The sequence below is a fragment of the Rhizobium sp. WSM1274 genome (assembly GCF_025200775.1).
In the GTDB taxonomy this organism is placed as follows: Bacteria; Pseudomonadota; Alphaproteobacteria; order Rhizobiales; family Rhizobiaceae; genus Rhizobium; species Rhizobium leguminosarum_I.
This window is the reverse complement of record NZ_CP104138.1, coordinates 1,666,932-1,685,984: the sequence shown is the minus strand read 5'-3', so window position 1 is coordinate 1,685,984 and position 19,053 is coordinate 1,666,932. Positions and strand designations below refer to the sequence as shown.

Below are 19,053 nucleotides of genomic sequence, written 5' to 3'. Positions count from 1 at the left end.
TCCAATATCTTTGCCCGCAGAATTCTCGACACGATTCAAAGGAGAATGGCAATGTACACTGGCAACGCGCATGCAACAACGCGCAGAGAGCAGAAACTCTCACCAGAAGACGCAATCGTCGTCATCTTGAGTGACGACGATACTATTTCCTCGGCGTTGAACGCAAACATCTGCTTACAGGGTTGGCGGCCGCACCTTTATAAATCCAGAACGGAATTTCTGACATGCCCCGAGGCGGATGTTCTCGGTTGCGTTGTTCTTGATGCGAGACTCCCCGATCTGACCGCGTCTGATCTGACACATCTGATATGTTCGCATGCAATCCGTTGCCCGGTGATCGTCCTCACCGGCCATGGCGGGCAAGCGATGACCGTGAACGCAACGAAATTTCATGTCAGCTTCATACCCCAGCCCTTCGACTTAAACGCTCTGATGGAGAAGATCCACGCGGCCATTCAGGCCACGATGGAGATAGGTCGCCTGGAGGGAAACTACCGGACGCTCACGCCGCGGGAACGAGAAGTCATGAAGTTCGTGGCAGAAGGGCTCCTAAACAAGCAGGTGGCGTTCAAACTGAAGATTAGCGAGATCACCGTGAAGGCTCATCGCGGTCAGGTCATGAGGAAGATGAACGCCCGAACGTTGCCGCATCTGGTGAATATGGCAGCGAAGCTCGATATCGGTGTGGGATCCCTGCATTAGTTTGCGGTCTGACAGATAGCCGGGATGCCGGGAAGCGCCCGACATCCTATCGGCAGCAAGCACGAGAAGGGATCGGAACAGAAATAATTCCGCCTCACTTCGGGGCGGCGGGGCTGCCTGTGACGAAGTCCACGAAGACCCCTGGCTTGACCATGCCAGCCAACTCTTCGGCATCCCAGTTCGTCAGCCGCACACAGCCATGCGATCCCACCTTATCGATGAGCTTCGGCTCCGGTGTTCCATGTATCCCATAAGTCGGCTCGGTCAGGTCGATCCAGACCGTGCCGACCGGACCATTTGGTCCCTTTGGAATTGTCAGGACCTTGTCGTTCTTTCCCTGCTTGAAGTTGCGCTTCGGGTCATATCTGTAGACCGGCATCCGGGCCACGCCCTTGACCTTGTGCTTGCCTGACGGCGCCGGATTGTCTTCGCTTCCGATCGTTGCAGGATAGACTGCAAGCAGCGATCCATCCGCGGCATAGGCGAGAACCTGTCCCGTCTTCCTGTCAGCCTCGATCCTCTTGACCTTTCCTTGCCTTGGAGGGCCGGGTTCCACGACCCACACCGTATCGCCAGGAGCAAACTGCGAAGCTGGGTTAAGCGCATGCACGAGATCGATCCCCATGTGGAACCGCTCGGATAACTTCTCGGCAACGCTCGTATATCCCAAGCTCTGCATCTTTGCCTTCTCGCCATAATCTTCGGGGATCTTATCAACGAGATCCGCGGCATCATCCGCCGAGACCACATGGCTTTCAACGATCGGGGCAACGATCGGGGCATTGCCTTCCAGGCGGGAGACGACTTCCGGATCCAGCCTCCCATCGACAGGCAGATTGTTCATTGCCTCGAAGCCGGCCACGGCCTTGTTGACGTTCTCCCCGTAGTGGCCATCGATCACGCCGGGAGACGAGCCCGCACGGTCGAGCAGGACCTGAAGGCGGACGATCGCCGGGTCTGGATCTCCCGGCGCAGGCTTCTCAGTCCCAATGGAGGCGATCGACGCCGTGTTGATTTCTTCAGGCCGGAATTCCCGCGCGGAGGCGCCGCCAACGGAAAGGGCCAGAGCGAGCAGCGACATCGGCAGGGCTGTTTTCATGGACGACAAATGGCCAAAGCGGGAACTTGTTCCACTGCGCGAGAGCGGCTGGAGAATTTCGGCGCCAGCTACGTCTTCAGCGGATCCGCCGGCTTCCGTTCACGATGATTTCAATGTCCAAGCTCAGCAAATTCAGTACAACCGCCATTTGATCCGAAGGAGCTGGTGAATGCCGCGCGAGAGCGTCAATGACCTCATGGCCTTTCTGGCGGTCGCCCGAGAGAAGAGTTTTACGCGGGCGGCGGCAAAGCTGGGCGTATCTCAATCGGCGCTCAGCCATATTGTCCGCCAGCTCGAGACGCGGCTCGGAATCCGGCTGCTGACCCGTACCACGCGAGCCGTTTCGCTCACCGACGCTGGAGAACGATTGTTCCAAGGCGTGGGGCCTCACTTCGATGAGATCGAGGCGCAACTCGAAACCCTCACCGAGTTCAGGGAAAAGCCAGCCGGGAACATCCGCATCACAGCATCAGACCACGCAATAAGGTGGATCATCTGGCCGAAGCTCCAACGTTTCCTACCGAACAACCCTGACATCAAGGTGGAGCTGATCCGCGAAAACGGGCTGTCCGACATCGTGACGGAGCGCTTCGACGGGGGCGTCCGGATGGGCGAGCAGGTGGCGAAAGACATGATCTCGACTCGCATCGGACCTGATTTCCGTTTTGCCGTCGTCGGCGCACCCTCATATTTCGATGGCAAAGAGATTCCCGAGCATCCACAGGACCTTGTCCGCCACAACTGCATCAATGAGCGCCTGCCCACCTATGGGGGCTTCTGGGCATGGGAGTTCGAAGACAACGGGAAAGAGATTAAAATCCGGGTCGAGGGACAGCTTGCCTTCAACAACTCCTATCAAGGCGTGGAAGGGGCTCTGGAAGGGCTTGGATTGGCTTACATACCGGAAGACGTTGCTCTTCCCTATATCGCGGAAGGCCGTCTGAGACGCGTCCTGGAAACCTTTTCGCCATACTGGGATGGCTACCATCTCTACTATGCCAGCAGAAGGCAGTCCTCTCCAGCTTTCGTGGCGTTGGTGGACGCGCTGCGCCACCGAGCCTGACGATCGGAATCCGGCATAGTCATCCTCTTTTCTACGGCAAGCAGCGGTCACGGCGTCTTCGCGTATCTCCTGGCCTCACGCGATCTTGCCGTGCGACGGGCCGGCCTCAGTTCTTCGATCGTCGGCAGCCACCACTCGGCGTTCTCAACCGGCAGCGTTTTCGCGGGCCAGGTGCGGACGAGTTCTTCAAGTGTGGGCACCCGCCAATATCCCCAGACGTGATCCTCAGTTACACCGGGATAGAAGTCCACAACGACGTCCGGGTCGACCAGTTCGCTTGAGATGTCGGTAAAGACGACGATTCCATAGATCGTGGCCACCGGACGCCCGATCGGCGGCAAGTCGTCGCTCTGAAGCGCGTAACGATGACGCTTTCGTTCCGCAGAGCGGAGCTTGTTGCGCAGATCCAGTTCGGTCCCCTTCCGCTCCTCGGCGCGACGTCGTCTCTCTTCCGGCTCGTTTCTGCGAGCCGCCGCCTCGATATCTGGCCATCTGCGTCGGAGTTCCTCATAGGACCGGAAGGGAACGTGCCATATCCTGAGATCGCCGTCCCAGCGTGAGAATGGCACCTCGTGCAATTCGTCGACGACGGTTTTCGAATATGGCGTGCGGATTCGAAAGCCTGCCTTGCCGAGTTCAAGATATGGACTGTCGATGGGATCGAAGGCGAAGGCGTCGCGTCCCTTCGCATCCGCATGGGCGTCGGCTTCGGCCTCGATCTCGGCAAGCCATCGCCCGATGCGACGGGACGCCGTCCGTCCGGGAACGAACCAGGCCTTGCGGGCATCGCTCCAGCGGGCACGGGGGAAGCGTCTTCGGAATTGCTCGACGGTCATCCTGTCGTAGGGGAAAGAAATGTCCGCGCCGGGCTTCGAACCGTCTTCACCGGGCGGCGTCGCATCCTGATCGGCGGAGGATTTCGTTTCGGTCATGGAAGGAAACGCTGACGCGCAGCGATCGGTTTCCGCTGAGGCGCTCATTTGGCTGCCCACTGGCGACCTTCTCAGTGAATTGTCTTCGAGGGGTTCTCCGCATGCGAAATGCCATCGAGCGTCGCGATAAGGTTTTCGAACTCGTTCAAGACACGATTGAACTCGGCGTCCTGCATGTTGATGATTTCGGATATCGTCGAGGACACGGACGCGATGAGCCTGTCGATCCAAACACAGCGCTCGGCGGGCACATTTGCGAAAACCTCCCGCCGATGCGTCTTCAGCTCGCGCAGGATGCGAACGACAAGGGCTCCCCGGTCCGCTCGGCTCAAGAGCGGAAGCCTCGTCTGCGCCTGCTGGATTTCCGTTATTAGCGTCGTTGCCATCCCCGATCTCCAAGCTCTGAATGCAACCAGGTATCACAACCGTAGCGTTTGCAACACGGACTTTAGTCCGTGGCCAGGTCGTGCAATTGGGGACGTAGCGTGCGACCACATCAGTAGCTTGTCGCAACGAGATGCGACACGTCGCAGCTGCGGCGCGGTCCTTCCCATGGTTGATACGTATTGTCTTCCGGTCGATACGACTTGTAGCGAGCGGCGCACCAGGCTGCCGCCTGTGCATTCACTTTCGTGCCGACGCCCTCATCGGCCTCGGCGACGATCCGTTGAAACGGCGAAATGCACTCGCGAGTCTCGCCGCCATAGGATCGATAGCTGTTGGTCGCGGGATCAAAGGAGCGGTAGCGGTCCGCACACCAAGCAAGATGCTCGGCCGAGACTCTTGGTTGTGGCGTCTGAACTTTGGTCGACGGGCGACCAGAATCCGGTGTCGCCTTTGACGTCGCGAGCGTCGGCGCTTCGGTCACATAGCTGGAGTAGAGAGGCGGAATTCGTTCATAGTGCTGCTGCCGAAGATCGACTTTCACGGGCGTCGTGGTCCAGAGATCGCGCGATGCAAGGTCATTGAAGGTATGAGACTTCGAATCCGCCACCACGTGGGAGGCGACAGATGCAGCCGCCACGCAAGCCCCGACCGAGCTTAAGATGCCAAAGGCAAGGGATGCGATGGCTTTCATTGCCCCGACTCCTGCTGGTAAGCCTGTGGAACCCAGACGCGGCCGGCAGTGCTGCTATCTCGGCCGCCGGTGGCGACAAGCACGGCGAGAATGCCGGCGATTGCCAGCAGGATGACGATCAGCGGCAAAGCCAGACCACCGGATTTCTCTTCGGAATAGATCATGTTCCTCTCCTCTGTCCCGACGGCGCCGAGCCGTCGGGGCGCCGGCTAGAGCCTTCAGCACGGCGAGTGTCTTGGTCTTCAATAACAATCTCTCTGCTTTTTCGGCCGCACGACGCTGTCGTCCGTCGTGCGGCGGTTCTCTGGTTTTAACGGTGATATTGGAGGGCAAGACGCGGCAGAGACCGCGTAGGATCAGGTCACTTGATAACCTGGATCACCTTGCGGGACGACGGCTCGACGATGACACGTTCATCATTGACCACCGCGTAAGCATAGGTCGGGTCATCCGGAACAGGCGTCACGACGACCGTCTCCGGCAGGGGTTGGCCGACGACAACCTTCTCCTTCACGACCACGCGCGCCGATGGTGCCGGAGCCTCGCGGACATAGGTGACGACCTTTTGCGGCGGCGGATCGATCGCCGTGCCAACGACTGCGCCGGCAACGCCGCCGACAGCAGCACCAACGGGGCCGCCGACAATCGCACCGGTCACAGCTCCGCCGGCTGCACCATTGACCGTCGAGGACTGGGCGAATGCGACGCCCGACATGAGGGTCGCGGCAGCTGCCGCACCGACGACAAGCTTGGAGATCATTTTCTACTCCTTCTCTTTTGAGGCGGCCTTCGTGACCGCTGCCAAACCAACTAGCTGGAGACGGGGTCGTTCCACGGCCCGGACCTCAGTCCGACAGACCCCGGCCTTTGGTCCCTAAAACCATGTTAATGTCCGTTGCCGGCGCTAGTTCACGATCAAAAGGCCCGGCACACACGGCCATAGGCAGGGAGACTGAAGGAGATGGCACGATCCAACCGTCGGGAAGCTGGACGCCGGCGCTTGGCGATGCGTTTACCGCATATGCGGAAGCTGATCATGGCAGCGTGCGACCCGTTGCAGCTTGAACTCTTCGAAGCCTACCAGATGGCAGTCGAAGCGCGCGATACTGTCCGAGGGCAGCCGTTCAATTCGAACCTGGTGCGGGAATACGACGAGACCTGCTTCGAGATCGAACAACACGTCATCCGCGCAATGCAGGAACCTTCCTTCGCGCAGCGCACTCGCTAAGTCTGCAAGCTGGTACATCTTGGCGGACAAAGCTTTTGGACATTCGATCCAGAGGAATCACGTGATTGCCACGACAGCCTACGCTAAAGGGCGCTATCAAACGCGACCGACGACGACGAACGCGCTCATGCCGCCGCACGGACGAACCCCGTGGCGTGATTCCAATTGCTCAGTCACGGCATCGACTACTTCTGAGATGCGCGCCGGCGCCCGCCTTTCGATCTCTTCCCTGAGCGGAGTGCCCTGGCAGAAGGCCACTGCGATGTCATGGGCGGCTGCAACGGAGGTCAACTCGATCCGATCGCAAGAAACTGCGTCGAATCCGGCCGAAGACACCTGTGCCTTGATCAAGGGTATATCAAAGTAGGAATATGGCAGGCGCCTGAGAAAATCCGGTGGATCGAACGGAAAAAGGTTTGCCAGACATTCGTCCACAGATCTTGCGAAGTCATTGGCCGAGAGTGAGTCCCACGTCGAAAACAAAAAGCGACCTCCGCTCCGCAACACTCTTGCAGCCTCGCTATAGGCCTTCGGCTTATCCGGAAAGAACATCACGCCGAATTGGCAGACGACGAGGTCGAACATCGAAGGCGCGAACGGCAGATTTTGCGCATCGGCGTGCATCCAGTGGGTCCGCGACAGCGTCAGCGACGGTGCGCCGACGTCGATCATCGCCTGGCTGAGGTCGGTGGCAACTAGTTCTGTTTCATGATCGAGTGTCGCCCGCAGAGCGCGTGTCAATGCGCCGGTCCCCGCAGCGACCTCGAGAACGCTGCCCGGCTTCAATCGCTCGGCGACGATGGCCATCTCCGAAGCATAGGGCTCGAAGAGGATCGGCACGAGAAGGCTGTCGTAAAATTCGGCGACGCCTTCCTCGAAGGGCGCGAGAGAAGAGGCCGATGCGGCGCGGACGCCGCTTTCGATATCCATGGAAATAGTCACTCACAAGCCTCCAAACCTGGGTTCGTCGGCCAGGAAATATGCCTGAATCTGCGGACGTCTACAGGGGTCAGACCTTGGTCCCAACCTTCTCCGACCGAAGTCCCCGGAGTGGAACGCGCGTCGCACTCCCGCCGTTTCGAAGGAGATTGAAGGAGATCCGAACATGCACCAGAGTCATAGATCCCGAGTGAATGACGCTTGCAACGCGTCCGTCTTCGCACTTGTTATCGTTCTGGCCGCCCTTCTCTACGTCTTCGGCGCAGCAATGTCCGGCGATACCGTCGGGTTAACCCAAAGCATAAGAGGCGCCGAGGTGTTCGACACCAGGAATGTGCCCTGATCCTGTTTGGAAATCGCTAAAGACGCGGTAGGTTATTCGGGCAGTCTCTTACGGTATCAAAAAATGAATTGGCTTCGCCGCTGGAATGCCCGCTCACTCGCCTCCCAGTTCTTTATCGCGGGTGGGCTCATTTCGATTGCTGCCATGTTCGTGGTGGGCTTGTTTGTAAGCCATCTCATAGACGAGACCGTCATCCACAATTCGGGCGCGGCGACGGCGCTTTATGTGGACAGCGTGATCGCGCCGCTGCTTCCCGATATGCAAACAGAGTCGCTGCTGGACGACGCGAGCACTCAGGCTCTGGACGAGACACTCGGGCAGGGTGCGCTTGGCAAGCGGCTTGTTTCGTTCAAGCTGTGGCGGAGCGACGGCACCATCCTCTATTCGAACGAGAAGGAGCTGGTGGGCAGGAAGTTTGCGGTCAACGACAAGCTGCAGAGAGCATTCGCAGGGTCTCTTGTCGCCCGCTACGAAATCGCCAGCGATCCGGAAAGCGACCAGGAGCGCGCGCTCGGCAAGCCGCTCATGGAGATCTATAACCCGGTGCTCCAGCCATGGTCCGGCCAGGCGGTCGCCGTCCTTGAGTTCTACGAGACAGCGGAAGGACTGGGCGATAGTCTGGCGCATGCAAGGCTCCGGAGCTGGGGCGCCGTCGCCGCCCTCACGGCGACTTTTTTCCTTGTTCTCTCCGTTCTGGTGTTCCGGGGTAGCCGCACGATCGAGGCGCAGCGGAGGGACCTCAAAGAACGGGTCACCGAACTGTCTGCGCTGCTGGCGGAAAACCGCGGTCTCCAGCGACGCCTGCAGCGCGCCTCCCAGCGTGCGGCAGCGCTGAACGAAACATATCTGCGCAGCATCGGCGCCGATCTTCACGACGGTCCGGCCCAGCACATTGCCTACGCCTCACTGCGACTGGACAGCGACCTGTTGATCAATGCGTCCACCCAGCCCGAAGCGCGCGAGAAGGAACTTGCCTGGATACGTTCGAGCCTGGCCGAAGCGATGACGGAGATCCGCAATATCTGCAGAGGACTGGTGCTGCCGCAGATCGAGAAGTCCTCGATCACGGAGATCGTCACGCGGGTTGTCGAAGCGCATCAGCACAAGACCGAAAGCCATGTCGAAACGATCGTCGACGAGGATGGACCGGATCTTGCCCCGGCCGTGAAGATCTGTATCTATCGCTTCATTCAAGAGGCGTTGAATAACGCTTACCGCCACGGCGGCGGCGTTCAGCAGGCCGTAAAGGCTGTCTCACGCGACGGCCATGTTCGTATCGAGGTCAGCGATCACGGCGACGGCTTCGATCCGACCGAGGTGAGGCCAACGAGCCTCGGCCTCGTGGGGTTGCGGGAGCGGATCGACAGCCTGGGAGGATCTTTCGACATCAAGACAGGCGAAGAAGGAACGGCCGTGACCATGATCTTCGAGCCAATGGAAGTGGGAGAGTAGGATGACAGCAATCACCATCGGCGTTGTGGACGATCATCCGCTTTTTCGCGAGGGCGTCACGCGCAGCCTATCGGAGATGAGCGACTTCGTCGTCGTCGGTGAAGGCGCCAGCAGCGACGACGCCGCCATGATCGCTGCGGACAATCGCCCCGACATCATGCTCCTCGATGTCTCGATGCCCGGCGGCGGACTGTCTGCGATCGAAGACGTCCTGGCGCGTAGCCCCGCAACAAAAGTGCTGATGTTGACGGTATCCGAGGAGGTGGACACTTTACTGGGAGCTCTGCAACGGGGCGCGATGGGTTATGTTCTAAAAGGCGTAGGTTCGCGTGGCCTCGCCGAAGCAATCCAAACCGTCCTGCGTGGCTCACGATATATCTCGCCGACCATGTCGGCGAAAGTCATGGAAAATTCCTTGAATGGCGGAACCTCCGACAAAAACAGTCTGACGCCACGGGAACGCGAGGTGATGGATCTTGTCGCTCAAGGCCTGTCAAACAAACATATCGGTCTGCGTCTCGACCTGCAGGAAAAGACCGTGAAGCACCATATGACCCAGATTCTGAGCAAGCTCGGCGCTTCGAATAGGACTGAAGCGGCTCTACAATGGCGCGAACGGCGCTGAAAGAGTTTATTGTCCCACTACCACTTCAACGAAGAAAGCGGCTCAGCCTGCGGGCATCGTTAGCCGTCGCCAGCCGATTTATGATCGTCCGACCCTTCGAGTCCTTCATAATGTAGCGACCGCGCTGCAGGACTTCAGTGATACCATTTGAATGACGGACGTCGATCGAGCCATCGGACGCTGCTGTCGCTTTCGTTCCAGATCCTACCGACGATCCTGTGCTCGAGGAAGAAGACCCTCCGCCGCCGGAGGAATTCCCACCGGAGGAATTCCCGGATCCGCTGCTGCCGTTGCCGCCACCGTTGCCATTCCCTCCCCCGTTGCCATTGCCATTACCGCCGCCGTTGCCATTCCCTCCACCATTCCCATTTCCTCCACCATTCCCGTTATTGCCGTCCTTTGCCTCCGCAAAGTCCACCGCCAGAACAGGAAGGGAACTGTCGAAATTCAAACTGGCTGGCAATGCGGCAGCGATGAGGGCGACGGCCACGCCGCCGCCCAATCTCAGAAAATCGCGTTTCCGGATACTCATACCGCAGCCTCGTTCGTCCGTTCCGCTTAACCATGCAATACGACCTACGAGACTTTTCGCTGTTCCGAGTAAAGAATGCAACCGACCTAGGTAGTAGGCGCGGCAAGACTTTGGTCCGCCCCACGCAAATTGCAATGCTTTTCATCGGAAAAACGTCGCATGGTGACCTCAAGCGCACTTCTGCGAGAGGCTGTTCGTGCATCGCTGCTAAGCGCGGAAGCATTCTATGGAACTTCTCCGCTTTTCGCCGCTTTGTTTGTTCAAGGTGCAACAGAGGAAACTTCCATGGCAGATCCAAACGAATCCCCAGCAGTCCAGTCCATGCGAAAAGAACAGGCAGAGCAGCGGAAGCAGGCGCGAAAAGGCGAACTCGACAAAGCAATCGAGGATACTTTTCCTGCGTCCGACCCCGTGTCTGCCACTCACACTTCTATTCCGGCCGGCCGCAGCGACGTCGAGGCGGCTGAACGTGTCAAGCGGGAGCCGGATCCCACTAGGCTTGACGAGCAATATCCGTTTGTCGATCAAGCTCTACGCTCGACCGGCGACACCGTCCGCTCCTCGGAAGCCTCCGATGTCGATCGCCAAGGAATGCGATCTCTTCAGAGAGAAGCAAGCCGCGTGGCCGAGTCCGCATCTGAACTGGCATCCGGATCGGCTCGCTTGGCAAAGGCGGAAGCCCGTACGTTCGTCCATGATCTCGAGGATCGCATACGCCGGCAGCCACTGACAGCCGTCGCGATCGTTGCCGGCCTCGCCTTCGTCTTCGGTGCGACGCGTTGAGGAGCCAGTTATGGCAGCGCGATGGACTGGCGGCTGTCTTTGCGGATCCTGCCGGTACGAAGTTGACAGTGATCCGCCGCATTCGGGGTACTGCCACTGCAACATGTGTAAGAAAGCGACCGGAGGCCCTTTCGCGGTTCTGGTCCAGGCCAGGATCGACGATCTTGCCTGGACGGCTGGCACTCCCACCTCATACCGATCGTCGCCGATCGCGACTCGCGGCTTCTGCGGCAAATGCGGGACGCCGCTCTATCTTCAATATGACGGCGACGAACTGATCCGCGTAACGGTCGGCTCGCTCGATCACCCCGAGAGGATCCGGCCGGCCGGGCATTATGGTGTGGAGAGCCGCCTTCATTGGGCCGATTGCGGTCGCGGGCTTCCGGAGGAAGAGACACAAGAGCGTTTCTAGGGCGCCAAGCCGCTGACAGTGCCTCGACTTTCGGGAGCCTCATGAAAATCGCAACCTACAACGTCAACGGGATCAATGGCCGGCTCGACATTCTGCTACGCTGGCTCAGGGAGGACGCGCCCGATGTGGTCTGCCTCCAGGAACTGAAGACAGACGATGCCAGGTTTCCGCGAACGGAGATCGAGCGGGCCGGCTACGGCGCGATCTGGCACGGACAGAGATCCTGGAACGGGGTGGCCATCCTGGCGAAGGGCAAGACACCGATCCTGACGCGTCGCGGTCTTCCGGGCGATCCCGATGATAACCATAGCCGGTATATCGAAGCAGCCGTCGACGGCATCCTGGTCGGATGCCTATACCTTCCGAACGGCAATCCGTTTCCGGGAGCAAAGTTCGATTACAAGCTGCGCTGGTTCCGCCGTCTGCAGGATTACGCCGCCGAACTCCTCGAACTCGAGGTGCCGTCGATCCTGGCCGGCGACTTCAACGTCATGCCGACGGAGATCGACGTATACAAGCCGGAACGCTGGCTGGACGACGCCCTCTTCAGACCGGAAGTGCGCGACGCCTATGCTCATCTCGTCGCTCAGGGCTGGACCGATGCCCTTAGGCATCTGCATCCGGGAGAGCGTATCTACACCTTCTGGAAATACTGGCGGAACAGCTTCGAACGTGATGCAGGGCTTCGGATCGACCACTTCCTGCTCAGTCCGGCAGTCGCCCCGTTGCTTCGATCGGCAACTGTGAGGAGAAAGCCGCGCAGCTGGGAGCATACGAGCGACCACGCGCCCGTCATGATAGAGCTCAACGTTTCCGAAGCTGGAGCAGATATGTAAGCTGCGATGCCGATCTCAGAGGCACCACGGAACCTGGAATGTCGGTCGGAGTTAGCTGGTAAAGGAGACTGTCCAATGCCTACAAATTCCATTCCCAATTCCGCAAAGCTTCCGCCGAAGTCACTGAATGAGGACACCCAGGACGACGAACTGCCCGAGACCAATGTCGATGACCAGCGCAAGCCGCCAATCAGCATGGGCAACAGCCGCGAGGCGGGCGACGGCGTCACCGATACCAATCCGGGAACAGGCCGCGCCGACCGGAAGGACCGCATCCCTGCCCCGCAATACTTCAATCGCAAGTGACTCCCATGAACGAGAGCAAGAATTACCTGAACACCGACGAGATCCAGGCCGACGACCAGTTGTCGCCGAAGCCGGTCGAGGGAAAGGACCCGCCGCGGCACGTGCGCAAAAGCGAGGAAGCCGTCGCCGAAGGTTCCGACGACACCGAACGCATCCGGGTTCCGCCGCCGGTGCCGAATCCCGATTGATCAACACACCCCGCGAAGGTGATGCACAACCTTATCCATCCGTGCCGCGGTCGTAGATGCGGCCGGTCAACCAGGCTGGCCAGTCCCGCTCGAAGAAGGATCTGGCGTTCTCGTCGAAGCTGCGGTTTGGACGTGTGGAAAGCCTGATCTCACTGCCATTCAGCCGGACGATAATCTGCTCTTCCCGGTGTGCCTGACGTTCCTTTCGGAAGCGATAGTCCTGTAACGGCCCTGAGCGCGCCAGCGGAAGAGATTCGCCTTCCCGATCGCATATCGCCCGAGCCCCGCGGCTGCCGCCGCCATTGCGAATGAAGAAATCGAGCGCGCTGAGCACCGCTTCCGAAGCAAGCGCCATATGCCGCCACTGCACGCCGCGAACCGCCTCCGCTGCTCGACCGTAGGCGACGCCGTTATCGCGAATTTCAGCATTCAGCTTGCGCGCTTCGATCAAGCCCCGGCCTACGCTTTCTTGATCACAGAGGATGCCAGCCTTGTCGCTCATTCGCGCCTGCACTTGCGAACGGATCGATTTGACGGTGAGCGGGCTCTCGGTCCGAAGGCCGGCAAGGATTTCGGCAATGCCTGCCTCTGCCATGGCGCCTATATCCTCGGTGGCGGCCCTCTTCGCCCGACCGCTCGCGCCGATGTGCTCGGCCGCTCGGGTGCCGAAGACCTGCCCGGCATTGAGCGCTGCTCCGCCTGGCCTCGTCACGCCATGTGTGCCCGCTGCTTCTCCGACCGCGTAGCAGCCCTTAAGATTGCTACGGCCCCAGATGTCAACCATGATGCCGCCGTTCATGTGCTGATTGTTGACGGCGAATTCCAGCGGCTCCTCGGCGATATCGATCTTGTAGCGGCGGTAGAGCTCGATCGCGAGCGGGTTCATATGCTTCAACCGATCGATCGGCATGTCCTGGCCGGCGCCGGCCTTGCCGAGATAGAGACGGACGTCGTCATCCAGTCTTTCCAGGCTGAACGAAAGGTCCCCCGGCACAGGCAGCGGATTGCGATTGAAGTCCATGAAGACGCGCCGTCCCTCGGCGGTCTCCCTGAAGATGGCCAGATCGACCAGGCTCGAGCCGAAATCGAGCATGCGCGTCGCGTGAAATGGCCACTGATAGCCCTTGCGAAAGACGTTCGAAGCCAGCTCCTGCGTGCTGCGGTAGTATTCTGCCAGGAAATGGTGCTCGGCGCCTTCGGAATCGAGTGAGTAGATATGCGGGATCGCCTGGACGTATGTGCCCGACAGATTCCATGGGAACCCTTCCCTGCGTGTTCCGATGCCAAACTGGCTTTCGGTCAGGTTGACGAGCTCGACGCCTGCTTCCAGCGCCAATCCGAGAGAGCCGAAGCAGCCGTTGGGATAAACGCTGTCGCGATAGAGTTCGCCCGGCCCGCCGGCGGCGAGCACGATCACCCCACTGACGAACAGCGCGATGCCCAGCGGGTTCTCCTCCCTGCGGTCACTGGCGCGCATCGCGACTATCCCGACGACGTGGCCGTCTGCGCCATCGCCCTCGGTGAGGATCTTTACCGCGATCGTCTGGTTGTAAAACGGCACTCCGAGCCGGATCGCCTCCTCGGCCAGCACCTTGACCATCAGGCGCGAGGTGCGCGGTCCGCAACTGGTGGCGCGGCCGACCTCGTCGTGATCGGTCTGATATCTAAGCGTCCCGCCGAGCGGATCCTGAGGCAGCGGCAGGCCTAAGAACTGGAGCGACGCCATCATCCGTGACGAGCCCACCGCCTCGACATAAGCCGTGTCCTCGTCCATGGCGCCGCCGCTGCGGATGGCGCGCGCCATCGCCTTGTAATTGTCGCCCTGATCGGCCGTGTTTGCCGTGTGCAGGGTCTGCTTGTCCGATCCAGAACAGGCCGAGGTTCCGCCCCAAGCGCTCTGGCTGATGATGACGACGTCATCACCGCGCCGCTTCAATTCCACTGCCGCCCGCAGACCCGCCGCGCCGGATCCGACGACGACGCAGCCGGATCGATAGATCGGCACCTCGACGCCGGCGAGCCCGATCACTTCCGAGGGGGCGGCCTCAGGTGGGAGCCGTGGCATGTCGATATCGGTCAGCGCGTCAAGAATTTCCTGGGGAACATCTATGGCCATCGGCGTTCAATCCAGCGGGATGTCGACCCAGCGCTTCTGGCGGGAGGACTCCATGCACGCGTCGACGATCTGGCAGATATGGTGGCCGGTATCGAATGTCGGCCACATCGGTCTGTTGGTAACGATCGAGCGGATCACCTCGGCTACCTCGATGATCTTGCTTTCATTGTAGCCCAGGCCGAAATTCGGCAGAGGAAGGAAAGCCCTGAAAGTGGGGTTCTCAGGACCCACGTCGATCTCGCGAAAGCCGCGCCGCCCCGACCGGTCGTCGTCGGAGTAGAAGCGCAGCCGGTTTATCTCGTCATAGGTATAGGCGATGCTGCCTTTCGTTCCATAGATTTCATAGGTCTGCATGAACTTGCGGCCGGTCGCGACACGGCTGAAATCGACGATCCCGCCGGCACCGTTCTCGAACCGGCACAGTAGGTTCGTCGCATCGGGGTTGGTGATATCAGCCCAGGACTCATTACCTGACAGTTTCACCTGCTCGCCATAGGCAAGGCCCTCGACGACAGGCCGGCGCGGCGTGACAATGAGATTGTCGGCGATCAGGGAGCTGACGCGGCCAACCAGGAAATCCATGAAGCTGAAGATGTGCGAGCCGGTATCACCGACGATCCCGGTCGGCGCAAGCTTTCCGTCGGCCCGCCACATGAAGGGCGCGTTCGGATCGCCATACATGTCGACGTGCTGGCAGCCGCGGAACAGCTTGATCTCGCCGATTTCGCCGGATTGAATGATGTCTTTCGCCAGATCATGGACGGGATTCCGGGGAAAGGCGTGTCCGACGCGGGTAATGACACCCTTTTCCCTGGCGATGTCGGCCAGTTCCCGCGCTTCGGCGGCGGTGTTTGCCAATGGCTTCTCACAGTAGACATGTTTGCCGGCCAGCAAGGCCGCCTTGGCCACGGGGTAGTGAAGATGGTCGGGCAGGCAGATATCGATCAGATCGACGCCAGGATCAGCGACCGCGAGGTTCCAGTCCTGAAGAATCCTGGCGCCCGGCGCTCTCTGGGAAAGATCCTCGGCTACCTTAGGGTTGCCTTCGACGAGAGCGACGATCCGCGCCGTTCCGTCCGACACTCCAAAGAAATGCGGAAAGGTCTGATAGGCCATCGTGTGGACCTTTCCCATCCAGCCCGAGGCGCCAAGCACTGCAACTCTGACTTCAGACATTGTCGTCCCTCCTCTCGATACGGTTTACCGGATTTCGGCGCGGGCCCTTGGCCTCGCATCGTTGCGTTCGTGGGCGAAGATGGTGGGGGCAAGTGCCGGCAAACCCCGGACGAGGTCCGAGCCTTTTTCGCCGACCATGATCGTCGGAGCGTTGGTATTGCATGACGGCACGCGCGGCATGACTGATGAATCGCAGACCCTAAGGCCTTCCAGGCCATGGACCTTGAGATCAAGCCCGACAACCGCGTTTGGCCCTGTCCCCATCTTGCAGGTGCCCACCGGATGATGGTCGGTCTTTGCGTTGGCGCAGCCGTAGTCGAAAAGCTGATCGTCGGTCATGACCTTCGGTCCGGGAAGCCTTTCGGCCATGACATAAGGCTTCAGTGCCGCCTGCTGCATGATCTCGCGCGCGATCTTCAGCCCTTCCAGGGACATCGTCCGGTCATGGGGATCGGACCAGTAGTTGGGATCGATCAATGGAGCGGCAGCCGAGTCGGAGGATGACAGACGCACTGTCCCCCGCGAGCGTGGATGCAGATAGGCGGAGTTAAGGGTCACGCCGGCATTCTTGAGCCGCTCGACACCCGCTTCGATGCCCGATCCGAGGCCGAGGTGGAACTGGATATCAGGAGAACGAGCCTCGGGATCGGCATACCAGAAGCCGCCGGTCTCGAAGAGCGACGAGGCGACCGGTCCTGTGCGGAACAGGACATATTGTATCCCGGCCCAAAGCGTGCGGTGGAGTTTTGCAACGCCGTCATAAGTGTGATCGCCGGTGCATTCGGCAATGACGAAAAGATCCAGATGATCCTGGAGGTTGCCGCCGACACCCGGCAGATCGTGGAGCACCTTGACGCCCACCGACTTGAGATGGTCAGCCGGTCCTATGCCGGACTGCAAAAGCAGCTTCGGCGATCCGATGGCGCCGGAGGAAACCAATACTTCGCGGTCGGCGCGGACGATCTCGGAACCGTGCGAGGTCACGATCTCGACGCCTGTCGCACGGCTTCCTTCCACGATGACACGCGCGACGCGCGCGCCGGTCCGCACCGTCAGGTTCTTCCGGTCTTTGATCGGCGAGAGATAAGCGAGCGATGCCGACGACCGGCGGCGGTTGCGCTGCGTCAGCTGATAAAATCCGACCCCCGCCTGCTGGCGTCCGTTGAAGTCGTGATTATAGGGAATGCCGAGCTCCTGCCCTGCACGGATATAGGCGTCGCAAATCGGTAACGGTGCAGCAGGCATCGAGACACCAAGCGGACCGCCATATGAGTGATAGTCGTCAGCGAAGCGCTGATTGTCCTCCGCGCGTTTGAAATAGGGAAGGATCGAACGGTAGTCCCAGCCCTCGCAACCGTCTTCACGCGCCCAAAGGTCATAATCCACCGCGTTTCCGCGCGTGTAGAGCTGCGCGTTGATGGACGAGCCGCCACCGATGACTTTCGCTTGTGTATAACGAAGCACCCGGCCTTTCATGTGTTTCTGGGGAACGGTTTCCCATCCCCAACTGGCGACGCCTTTGGTCATCTTGGCGAAGCCCGCGGGCATGTGAAAAAGCGGATTCCAGTCGCCTCCGCCCGCCTCAAGCAGGAGCACGCCGACGTCAGGATCTTCGCTCAGCCGATTTGCCAGCACGCATCCTGCAGGCCCGGCGCCGGTTATGATATAGTCGAAACCCATTTTTCTGTCCTATTTTGTCCGTTCGGTCCGCCAGCGCGCGCCTGATGCATGCAAATCCTTCGACGCGATGTGATCTGCCACTCTCAGCGCCTGGGCGGCGACGGTGAGCGCAGGATTGACCGCGGCCGATGTAGCGAGGAAACTGGCGTCGACGACGAAGAGGTTTTCGTGATCGTAGGAACGGCAGTACGGGTCCAACGGCGCAGTCGCGGGATCGTTTCCGATGCGGATCGTTCCGCACTGATGAGAAGGCGTGCGTTTGTCGAACGGCCTCGACAGCACAACCGGAAATCCAATCGATCGCAGGATAGTCTTCAGTCGGGCGACAAGTGCGAGATGAGCGTCCCAGTTGGTTCGCTGCCATTTGAGAACGATTCTATCGTCATCGACCATGACCCGGCTTTCGGGATTGGGAACGTCCTCGCTCATCGCGTAGAAGTCGATGGCATGGTCCGTCATGAAACGGAGAAGCCACTCCGGAGCCCGCGGCAGAGAGCCCTTGAGAACCTTTTCGGAGATGCGCCCCAGGAGCTGCACGTTGCCGAGGGGCGGCCCTCCCTCCCCGTCGGAGAGATAGAAATCGTTAAAGGCAAAGGTCTTCTGGTAGATGGAGGTGTTCCTGAATCGCGGCGAGACCCCGATGACGGCGGAAGCATTGTGGTTCATGAAGTTGCGGCCCACCTGGTCGGAAGAATTCGCCAGGCCCCTTGGGAAGCGGTCGTTTTTCGAACGCAGCAAAAGCACGGACGATTGGACCGCCCCGGCAGAAAGGATCACGATCTCAGGTGAAACAGTCACCGTCTGCCCATTCTTGACATAGGTCACCCGGTCGATCCGGCTCGCCGCTCCCGTGTCGAGCCTCGTCACGCGCGCATTGGTTTCGAGCCGCACGTTCTCGTGCTTCAGCGCCACCGCGAGCGCTGCGGTCTCGGCATCCATCTTGCCGTCCCGTGAATTCGGATGAGCATCCCAGGGCGTGCTCGCCTTGGAGAGCCAAGCGTCGAGATCCAGGCCGAGCGGCAGCGAAAAAGGATACAGGCCTTTCGCCTTGAGGCGTGCCTTGACTTCGGCGATCGGCGCCTCGTCGGGCACGGGCGGGAATTGGTAGGCAACCGAGTGATACGGTTCGGTCGGATCTTCGCCAAGACTGCCGCGGACTTGATACATCAGCTCCGCCTTCGAATACCATGGCTCCAGCTCTTCATAGGGAAAGGGCCAGGCCGGCGACACGCCTTCCCGATGTTCGATGACATCGAAATCTTCCTTGCGATAGCGCGACAAGACGGCGCCGTAGAATTTCGAATTGCCGCCGACATTGTAATAATTGCCGGGGTTGAAGGCCCTACCGTTCGCCTCGTACCAGATTTCTTTCGGTCGGAAATGTCCGCGCTGGAAGATGGCTCGCTGGTCGCGATTGACGGGGAGATCGGCGATATGATCGCCGGCTTCGAGGATCAATATCTGGGCGCCGGTCGCGGCCAGGCCGGCCGCGACCGTGGCGCCGCCGACGCCTGAACCGATGATGACGATGTCCGGTGAATTGCTCATCTTAGCGCCTGACCC

Annotated in this window: 23 protein-coding genes; 11 read left to right on the top strand and 12 right to left on the bottom strand. The window is 60.0% G+C overall.

Annotated features, from left to right (window positions below; translation table 11 throughout):
* Positions 1-51: 51 nt before the first annotated feature.
* Entirely contained in the window at positions 52-702 is a 651-nt protein-coding gene (locus tag N2600_RS08560) for a response regulator transcription factor (protein WP_260110671.1), read from the top strand.
* A 94-nt stretch (positions 703-796) separates the two neighbouring features.
* On the opposite strand, the gene N2600_RS08555 is transcribed toward N2600_RS08560, so the two are convergent.
* Entirely contained in the window at positions 797-1,810 is a 1,014-nt protein-coding gene (locus N2600_RS08555) for a L,D-transpeptidase family protein (RefSeq protein WP_162118393.1), read from the bottom strand.
* A gap of 160 nt (positions 1,811-1,970) precedes the next feature.
* On the opposite strand from N2600_RS08555, the gene N2600_RS08550 reads away from it, so the two are divergent.
* The gene (locus N2600_RS08550; protein WP_170262697.1) at positions 1,971-2,864 is read left to right on the top strand and encodes a LysR family transcriptional regulator; all 894 of its coding nucleotides are present in this window, start codon (positions 1,971-1,973) and stop codon (positions 2,862-2,864) included.
* A gap of 47 nt (positions 2,865-2,911) precedes the next feature.
* Here N2600_RS08550 and N2600_RS08545 read toward each other — a convergent pair whose 3' ends face one another.
* From N2600_RS08545 to N2600_RS08525, 5 genes are all read right to left on the bottom strand, one after another.
* Positions 2,912-3,796: a hypothetical protein gene (locus tag N2600_RS08545; RefSeq protein WP_260110670.1), complete on the bottom strand. Its 885-nt coding sequence runs from the start codon at positions 3,794-3,796 to the stop codon at positions 2,912-2,914.
* 71 nt (positions 3,797-3,867) lie between these two features.
* The gene (locus N2600_RS08540; RefSeq protein ID WP_260298600.1) at positions 3,868-4,182 is read right to left on the bottom strand and encodes a hypothetical protein; all 315 of its coding nucleotides are present in this window, start codon (positions 4,180-4,182) and stop codon (positions 3,868-3,870) included.
* Positions 4,183-4,292: 110 nt separating this feature from the next.
* Positions 4,293-4,874 carry a BA14K family protein gene (locus tag N2600_RS08535; RefSeq protein ID WP_260110669.1) on the bottom strand — a complete coding sequence of 194 codons (582 nt, stop codon included), beginning with the start codon at positions 4,872-4,874 and terminating at the stop codon, positions 4,293-4,295.
* Entirely contained in the window at positions 4,871-5,038 is a 168-nt protein-coding gene (locus N2600_RS08530) for a hypothetical protein (RefSeq protein WP_168724912.1), read from the bottom strand. Before N2600_RS08530 ends, N2600_RS08535 begins: the two co-directional genes overlap by 4 nt.
* Before the next feature lie 197 nt (positions 5,039-5,235).
* Entirely contained in the window at positions 5,236-5,634 is a 399-nt protein-coding gene (locus N2600_RS08525; protein WP_170280485.1) for a DUF1236 domain-containing protein, read from the bottom strand.
* Positions 5,635-5,835: 201 nt separating this feature from the next.
* Here N2600_RS08525 and N2600_RS08520 point away from each other — a divergent pair, with 201 nt between their 5' ends.
* Positions 5,836-6,102 (top strand): hypothetical protein, encoded by a 267-nt coding sequence (locus N2600_RS08520; RefSeq protein WP_017963950.1) that lies wholly within the window; start codon positions 5,836-5,838, stop codon positions 6,100-6,102.
* Positions 6,103-6,198: 96 nt separating this feature from the next.
* Here the strand turns inward: N2600_RS08520 and N2600_RS08515 are convergent, their stop codons facing one another.
* Positions 6,199-7,032 carry a class I SAM-dependent methyltransferase gene (locus N2600_RS08515; RefSeq protein ID WP_170280624.1) on the bottom strand — a complete coding sequence of 278 codons (834 nt, stop codon included), beginning with the start codon at positions 7,030-7,032 and terminating at the stop codon, positions 6,199-6,201.
* A gap of 175 nt (positions 7,033-7,207) precedes the next feature.
* On the opposite strand from N2600_RS08515, the gene N2600_RS08510 reads away from it, so the two are divergent.
* The 3 genes from N2600_RS08510 to N2600_RS08500 all read left to right on the top strand — a co-directional run bounded on the left by N2600_RS08510 (position 7,208) and on the right by N2600_RS08500 (position 9,461).
* Positions 7,208-7,384 carry a hypothetical protein gene (locus N2600_RS08510; RefSeq protein WP_017963948.1) on the top strand — a complete coding sequence of 59 codons (177 nt, stop codon included), beginning with the start codon at positions 7,208-7,210 and terminating at the stop codon, positions 7,382-7,384.
* 63 nt (positions 7,385-7,447) lie between these two features.
* Positions 7,448-8,836, top strand: a complete 1,389-nt coding sequence (locus tag N2600_RS08505; protein WP_260298599.1) for a sensor histidine kinase — start codon at positions 7,448-7,450, stop codon at positions 8,834-8,836.
* 1 nt (position 8,837) lies between these two features.
* The gene (locus tag N2600_RS08500; protein WP_017963946.1) at positions 8,838-9,461 is read left to right on the top strand and encodes a response regulator; all 624 of its coding nucleotides are present in this window, start codon (positions 8,838-8,840) and stop codon (positions 9,459-9,461) included.
* Positions 9,462-9,486: 25 nt separating this feature from the next.
* On the opposite strand, the gene N2600_RS08495 is transcribed toward N2600_RS08500, so the two are convergent.
* Complete coding sequence (locus N2600_RS08495; RefSeq protein WP_260298598.1) at positions 9,487-9,993, bottom strand: hypothetical protein; 507 nt, start codon at positions 9,991-9,993, stop codon at positions 9,487-9,489.
* A 285-nt stretch (positions 9,994-10,278) separates the two neighbouring features.
* Between N2600_RS08495 and N2600_RS08490 the strand changes: the two genes are divergently transcribed.
* From N2600_RS08490 to N2600_RS08470, 5 genes are all read left to right on the top strand, one after another.
* Entirely contained in the window at positions 10,279-10,776 is a 498-nt protein-coding gene (locus N2600_RS08490; protein WP_017963944.1) for a hypothetical protein, read from the top strand.
* Between the two features lie 10 nt (positions 10,777-10,786).
* Complete coding sequence (locus tag N2600_RS08485; RefSeq protein WP_222383748.1) at positions 10,787-11,188, top strand: GFA family protein; 402 nt, start codon at positions 10,787-10,789, stop codon at positions 11,186-11,188.
* A gap of 41 nt (positions 11,189-11,229) precedes the next feature.
* On the top strand, positions 11,230-12,024 hold the full coding sequence (gene xth / locus N2600_RS08480) for an exodeoxyribonuclease III (RefSeq protein WP_222383747.1): 795 nt from the start codon (positions 11,230-11,232) through the stop codon (positions 12,022-12,024).
* Positions 12,025-12,099: 75 nt separating this feature from the next.
* Positions 12,100-12,330, top strand: coding sequence for a hypothetical protein (locus tag N2600_RS08475; RefSeq protein ID WP_260298597.1), 231 nt, complete (start codon positions 12,100-12,102; stop codon positions 12,328-12,330).
* Positions 12,331-12,335: 5 nt separating this feature from the next.
* A complete protein-coding gene (locus N2600_RS08470) occupies positions 12,336-12,518 on the top strand; it encodes a hypothetical protein (protein WP_017963940.1) in 183 nt (60 codons plus the stop codon).
* 31 nt (positions 12,519-12,549) lie between these two features.
* Here N2600_RS08470 and N2600_RS08465 read toward each other — a convergent pair whose 3' ends face one another.
* Genes N2600_RS08465 through N2600_RS08450 form a run of 4 tightly spaced genes read right to left on the bottom strand, consistent with a single transcriptional unit; the run spans position 12,550 to position 19,038 of the window.
* Positions 12,550-14,634, bottom strand: coding sequence for an FAD-dependent oxidoreductase (locus N2600_RS08465; protein ID WP_170277886.1), 2,085 nt, complete (start codon positions 14,632-14,634; stop codon positions 12,550-12,552).
* Between the two features lie 6 nt (positions 14,635-14,640).
* A complete protein-coding gene (locus tag N2600_RS08460) occupies positions 14,641-15,810 on the bottom strand; it encodes a Gfo/Idh/MocA family protein (RefSeq protein WP_260298596.1) in 1,170 nt (389 codons plus the stop codon).
* A 24-nt stretch (positions 15,811-15,834) separates the two neighbouring features.
* The gene (locus N2600_RS08455; RefSeq protein WP_260298595.1) at positions 15,835-17,490 is read right to left on the bottom strand and encodes a GMC family oxidoreductase; all 1,656 of its coding nucleotides are present in this window, start codon (positions 17,488-17,490) and stop codon (positions 15,835-15,837) included.
* 9 nt (positions 17,491-17,499) lie between these two features.
* Positions 17,500-19,038: a GMC oxidoreductase gene (locus N2600_RS08450; RefSeq protein ID WP_260298594.1), complete on the bottom strand. Its 1,539-nt coding sequence runs from the start codon at positions 19,036-19,038 to the stop codon at positions 17,500-17,502.
* Between the last annotated feature and the right edge of the window lie 15 nt (positions 19,039-19,053).

What these genes read in the sequence shown, in the direction of transcription:
- N2600_RS08470 (WP_017963940.1), top strand. Translation starts at nt 12,336, where the DNA reads ATGAACGAGAGCAAGAATTACCTGAACACCGACGAGATCCAGGCCGAC.
- N2600_RS08460 (WP_260298596.1), bottom strand. Translation starts at nt 15,810, where the DNA reads ATGTCTGAAGTCAGAGTTGCAGTGCTTGGCGCCTCGGGCTGGATGGGA.
- N2600_RS08550 (WP_170262697.1), top strand. Translation starts at nt 1,971, where the DNA reads ATGCCGCGCGAGAGCGTCAATGACCTCATGGCCTTTCTGGCGGTCGCC.
- N2600_RS08485 (WP_222383748.1), top strand. Translation starts at nt 10,787, where the DNA reads ATGGCAGCGCGATGGACTGGCGGCTGTCTTTGCGGATCCTGCCGGTAC.
- N2600_RS08525 (WP_170280485.1), bottom strand. Translation starts at nt 5,634, where the DNA reads ATGATCTCCAAGCTTGTCGTCGGTGCGGCAGCTGCCGCGACCCTCATG.
- N2600_RS08465 (WP_170277886.1), bottom strand. Translation starts at nt 14,634, where the DNA reads ATGGCCATAGATGTTCCCCAGGAAATTCTTGACGCGCTGACCGATATC.
- N2600_RS08545 (WP_260110670.1), bottom strand. Translation starts at nt 3,796, where the DNA reads ATGACCGAAACGAAATCCTCCGCCGATCAGGATGCGACGCCGCCCGGT.
- N2600_RS08535 (WP_260110669.1), bottom strand. Translation starts at nt 4,874, where the DNA reads ATGAAAGCCATCGCATCCCTTGCCTTTGGCATCTTAAGCTCGGTCGGG.
- N2600_RS08505 (WP_260298599.1), top strand. Translation starts at nt 7,448, where the DNA reads ATGAATTGGCTTCGCCGCTGGAATGCCCGCTCACTCGCCTCCCAGTTC.
- N2600_RS08515 (WP_170280624.1), bottom strand. Translation starts at nt 7,032, where the DNA reads ATGGATATCGAAAGCGGCGTCCGCGCCGCATCGGCCTCTTCTCTCGCG.
- N2600_RS08540 (WP_260298600.1), bottom strand. Translation starts at nt 4,182, where the DNA reads ATGGCAACGACGCTAATAACGGAAATCCAGCAGGCGCAGACGAGGCTT.
- N2600_RS08560 (WP_260110671.1), top strand. Translation starts at nt 52, where the DNA reads ATGTACACTGGCAACGCGCATGCAACAACGCGCAGAGAGCAGAAACTC.
- N2600_RS08475 (WP_260298597.1), top strand. Translation starts at nt 12,100, where the DNA reads ATGCCTACAAATTCCATTCCCAATTCCGCAAAGCTTCCGCCGAAGTCA.
- N2600_RS08520 (WP_017963950.1), top strand. Translation starts at nt 5,836, where the DNA reads ATGGCACGATCCAACCGTCGGGAAGCTGGACGCCGGCGCTTGGCGATG.
- N2600_RS08510 (WP_017963948.1), top strand. Translation starts at nt 7,208, where the DNA reads ATGCACCAGAGTCATAGATCCCGAGTGAATGACGCTTGCAACGCGTCC.
- N2600_RS08495 (WP_260298598.1), bottom strand. Translation starts at nt 9,993, where the DNA reads ATGAGTATCCGGAAACGCGATTTTCTGAGATTGGGCGGCGGCGTGGCC.
- N2600_RS08455 (WP_260298595.1), bottom strand. Translation starts at nt 17,490, where the DNA reads ATGGGTTTCGACTATATCATAACCGGCGCCGGGCCTGCAGGATGCGTG.
- N2600_RS08490 (WP_017963944.1), top strand. Translation starts at nt 10,279, where the DNA reads ATGGCAGATCCAAACGAATCCCCAGCAGTCCAGTCCATGCGAAAAGAA.
- N2600_RS08450 (WP_260298594.1), bottom strand. Translation starts at nt 19,038, where the DNA reads ATGAGCAATTCACCGGACATCGTCATCATCGGTTCAGGCGTCGGCGGC.
- xth (WP_222383747.1), top strand. Translation starts at nt 11,230, where the DNA reads ATGAAAATCGCAACCTACAACGTCAACGGGATCAATGGCCGGCTCGAC.
- N2600_RS08500 (WP_017963946.1), top strand. Translation starts at nt 8,838, where the DNA reads ATGACAGCAATCACCATCGGCGTTGTGGACGATCATCCGCTTTTTCGC.
- N2600_RS08530 (WP_168724912.1), bottom strand. Translation starts at nt 5,038, where the DNA reads ATGATCTATTCCGAAGAGAAATCCGGTGGTCTGGCTTTGCCGCTGATC.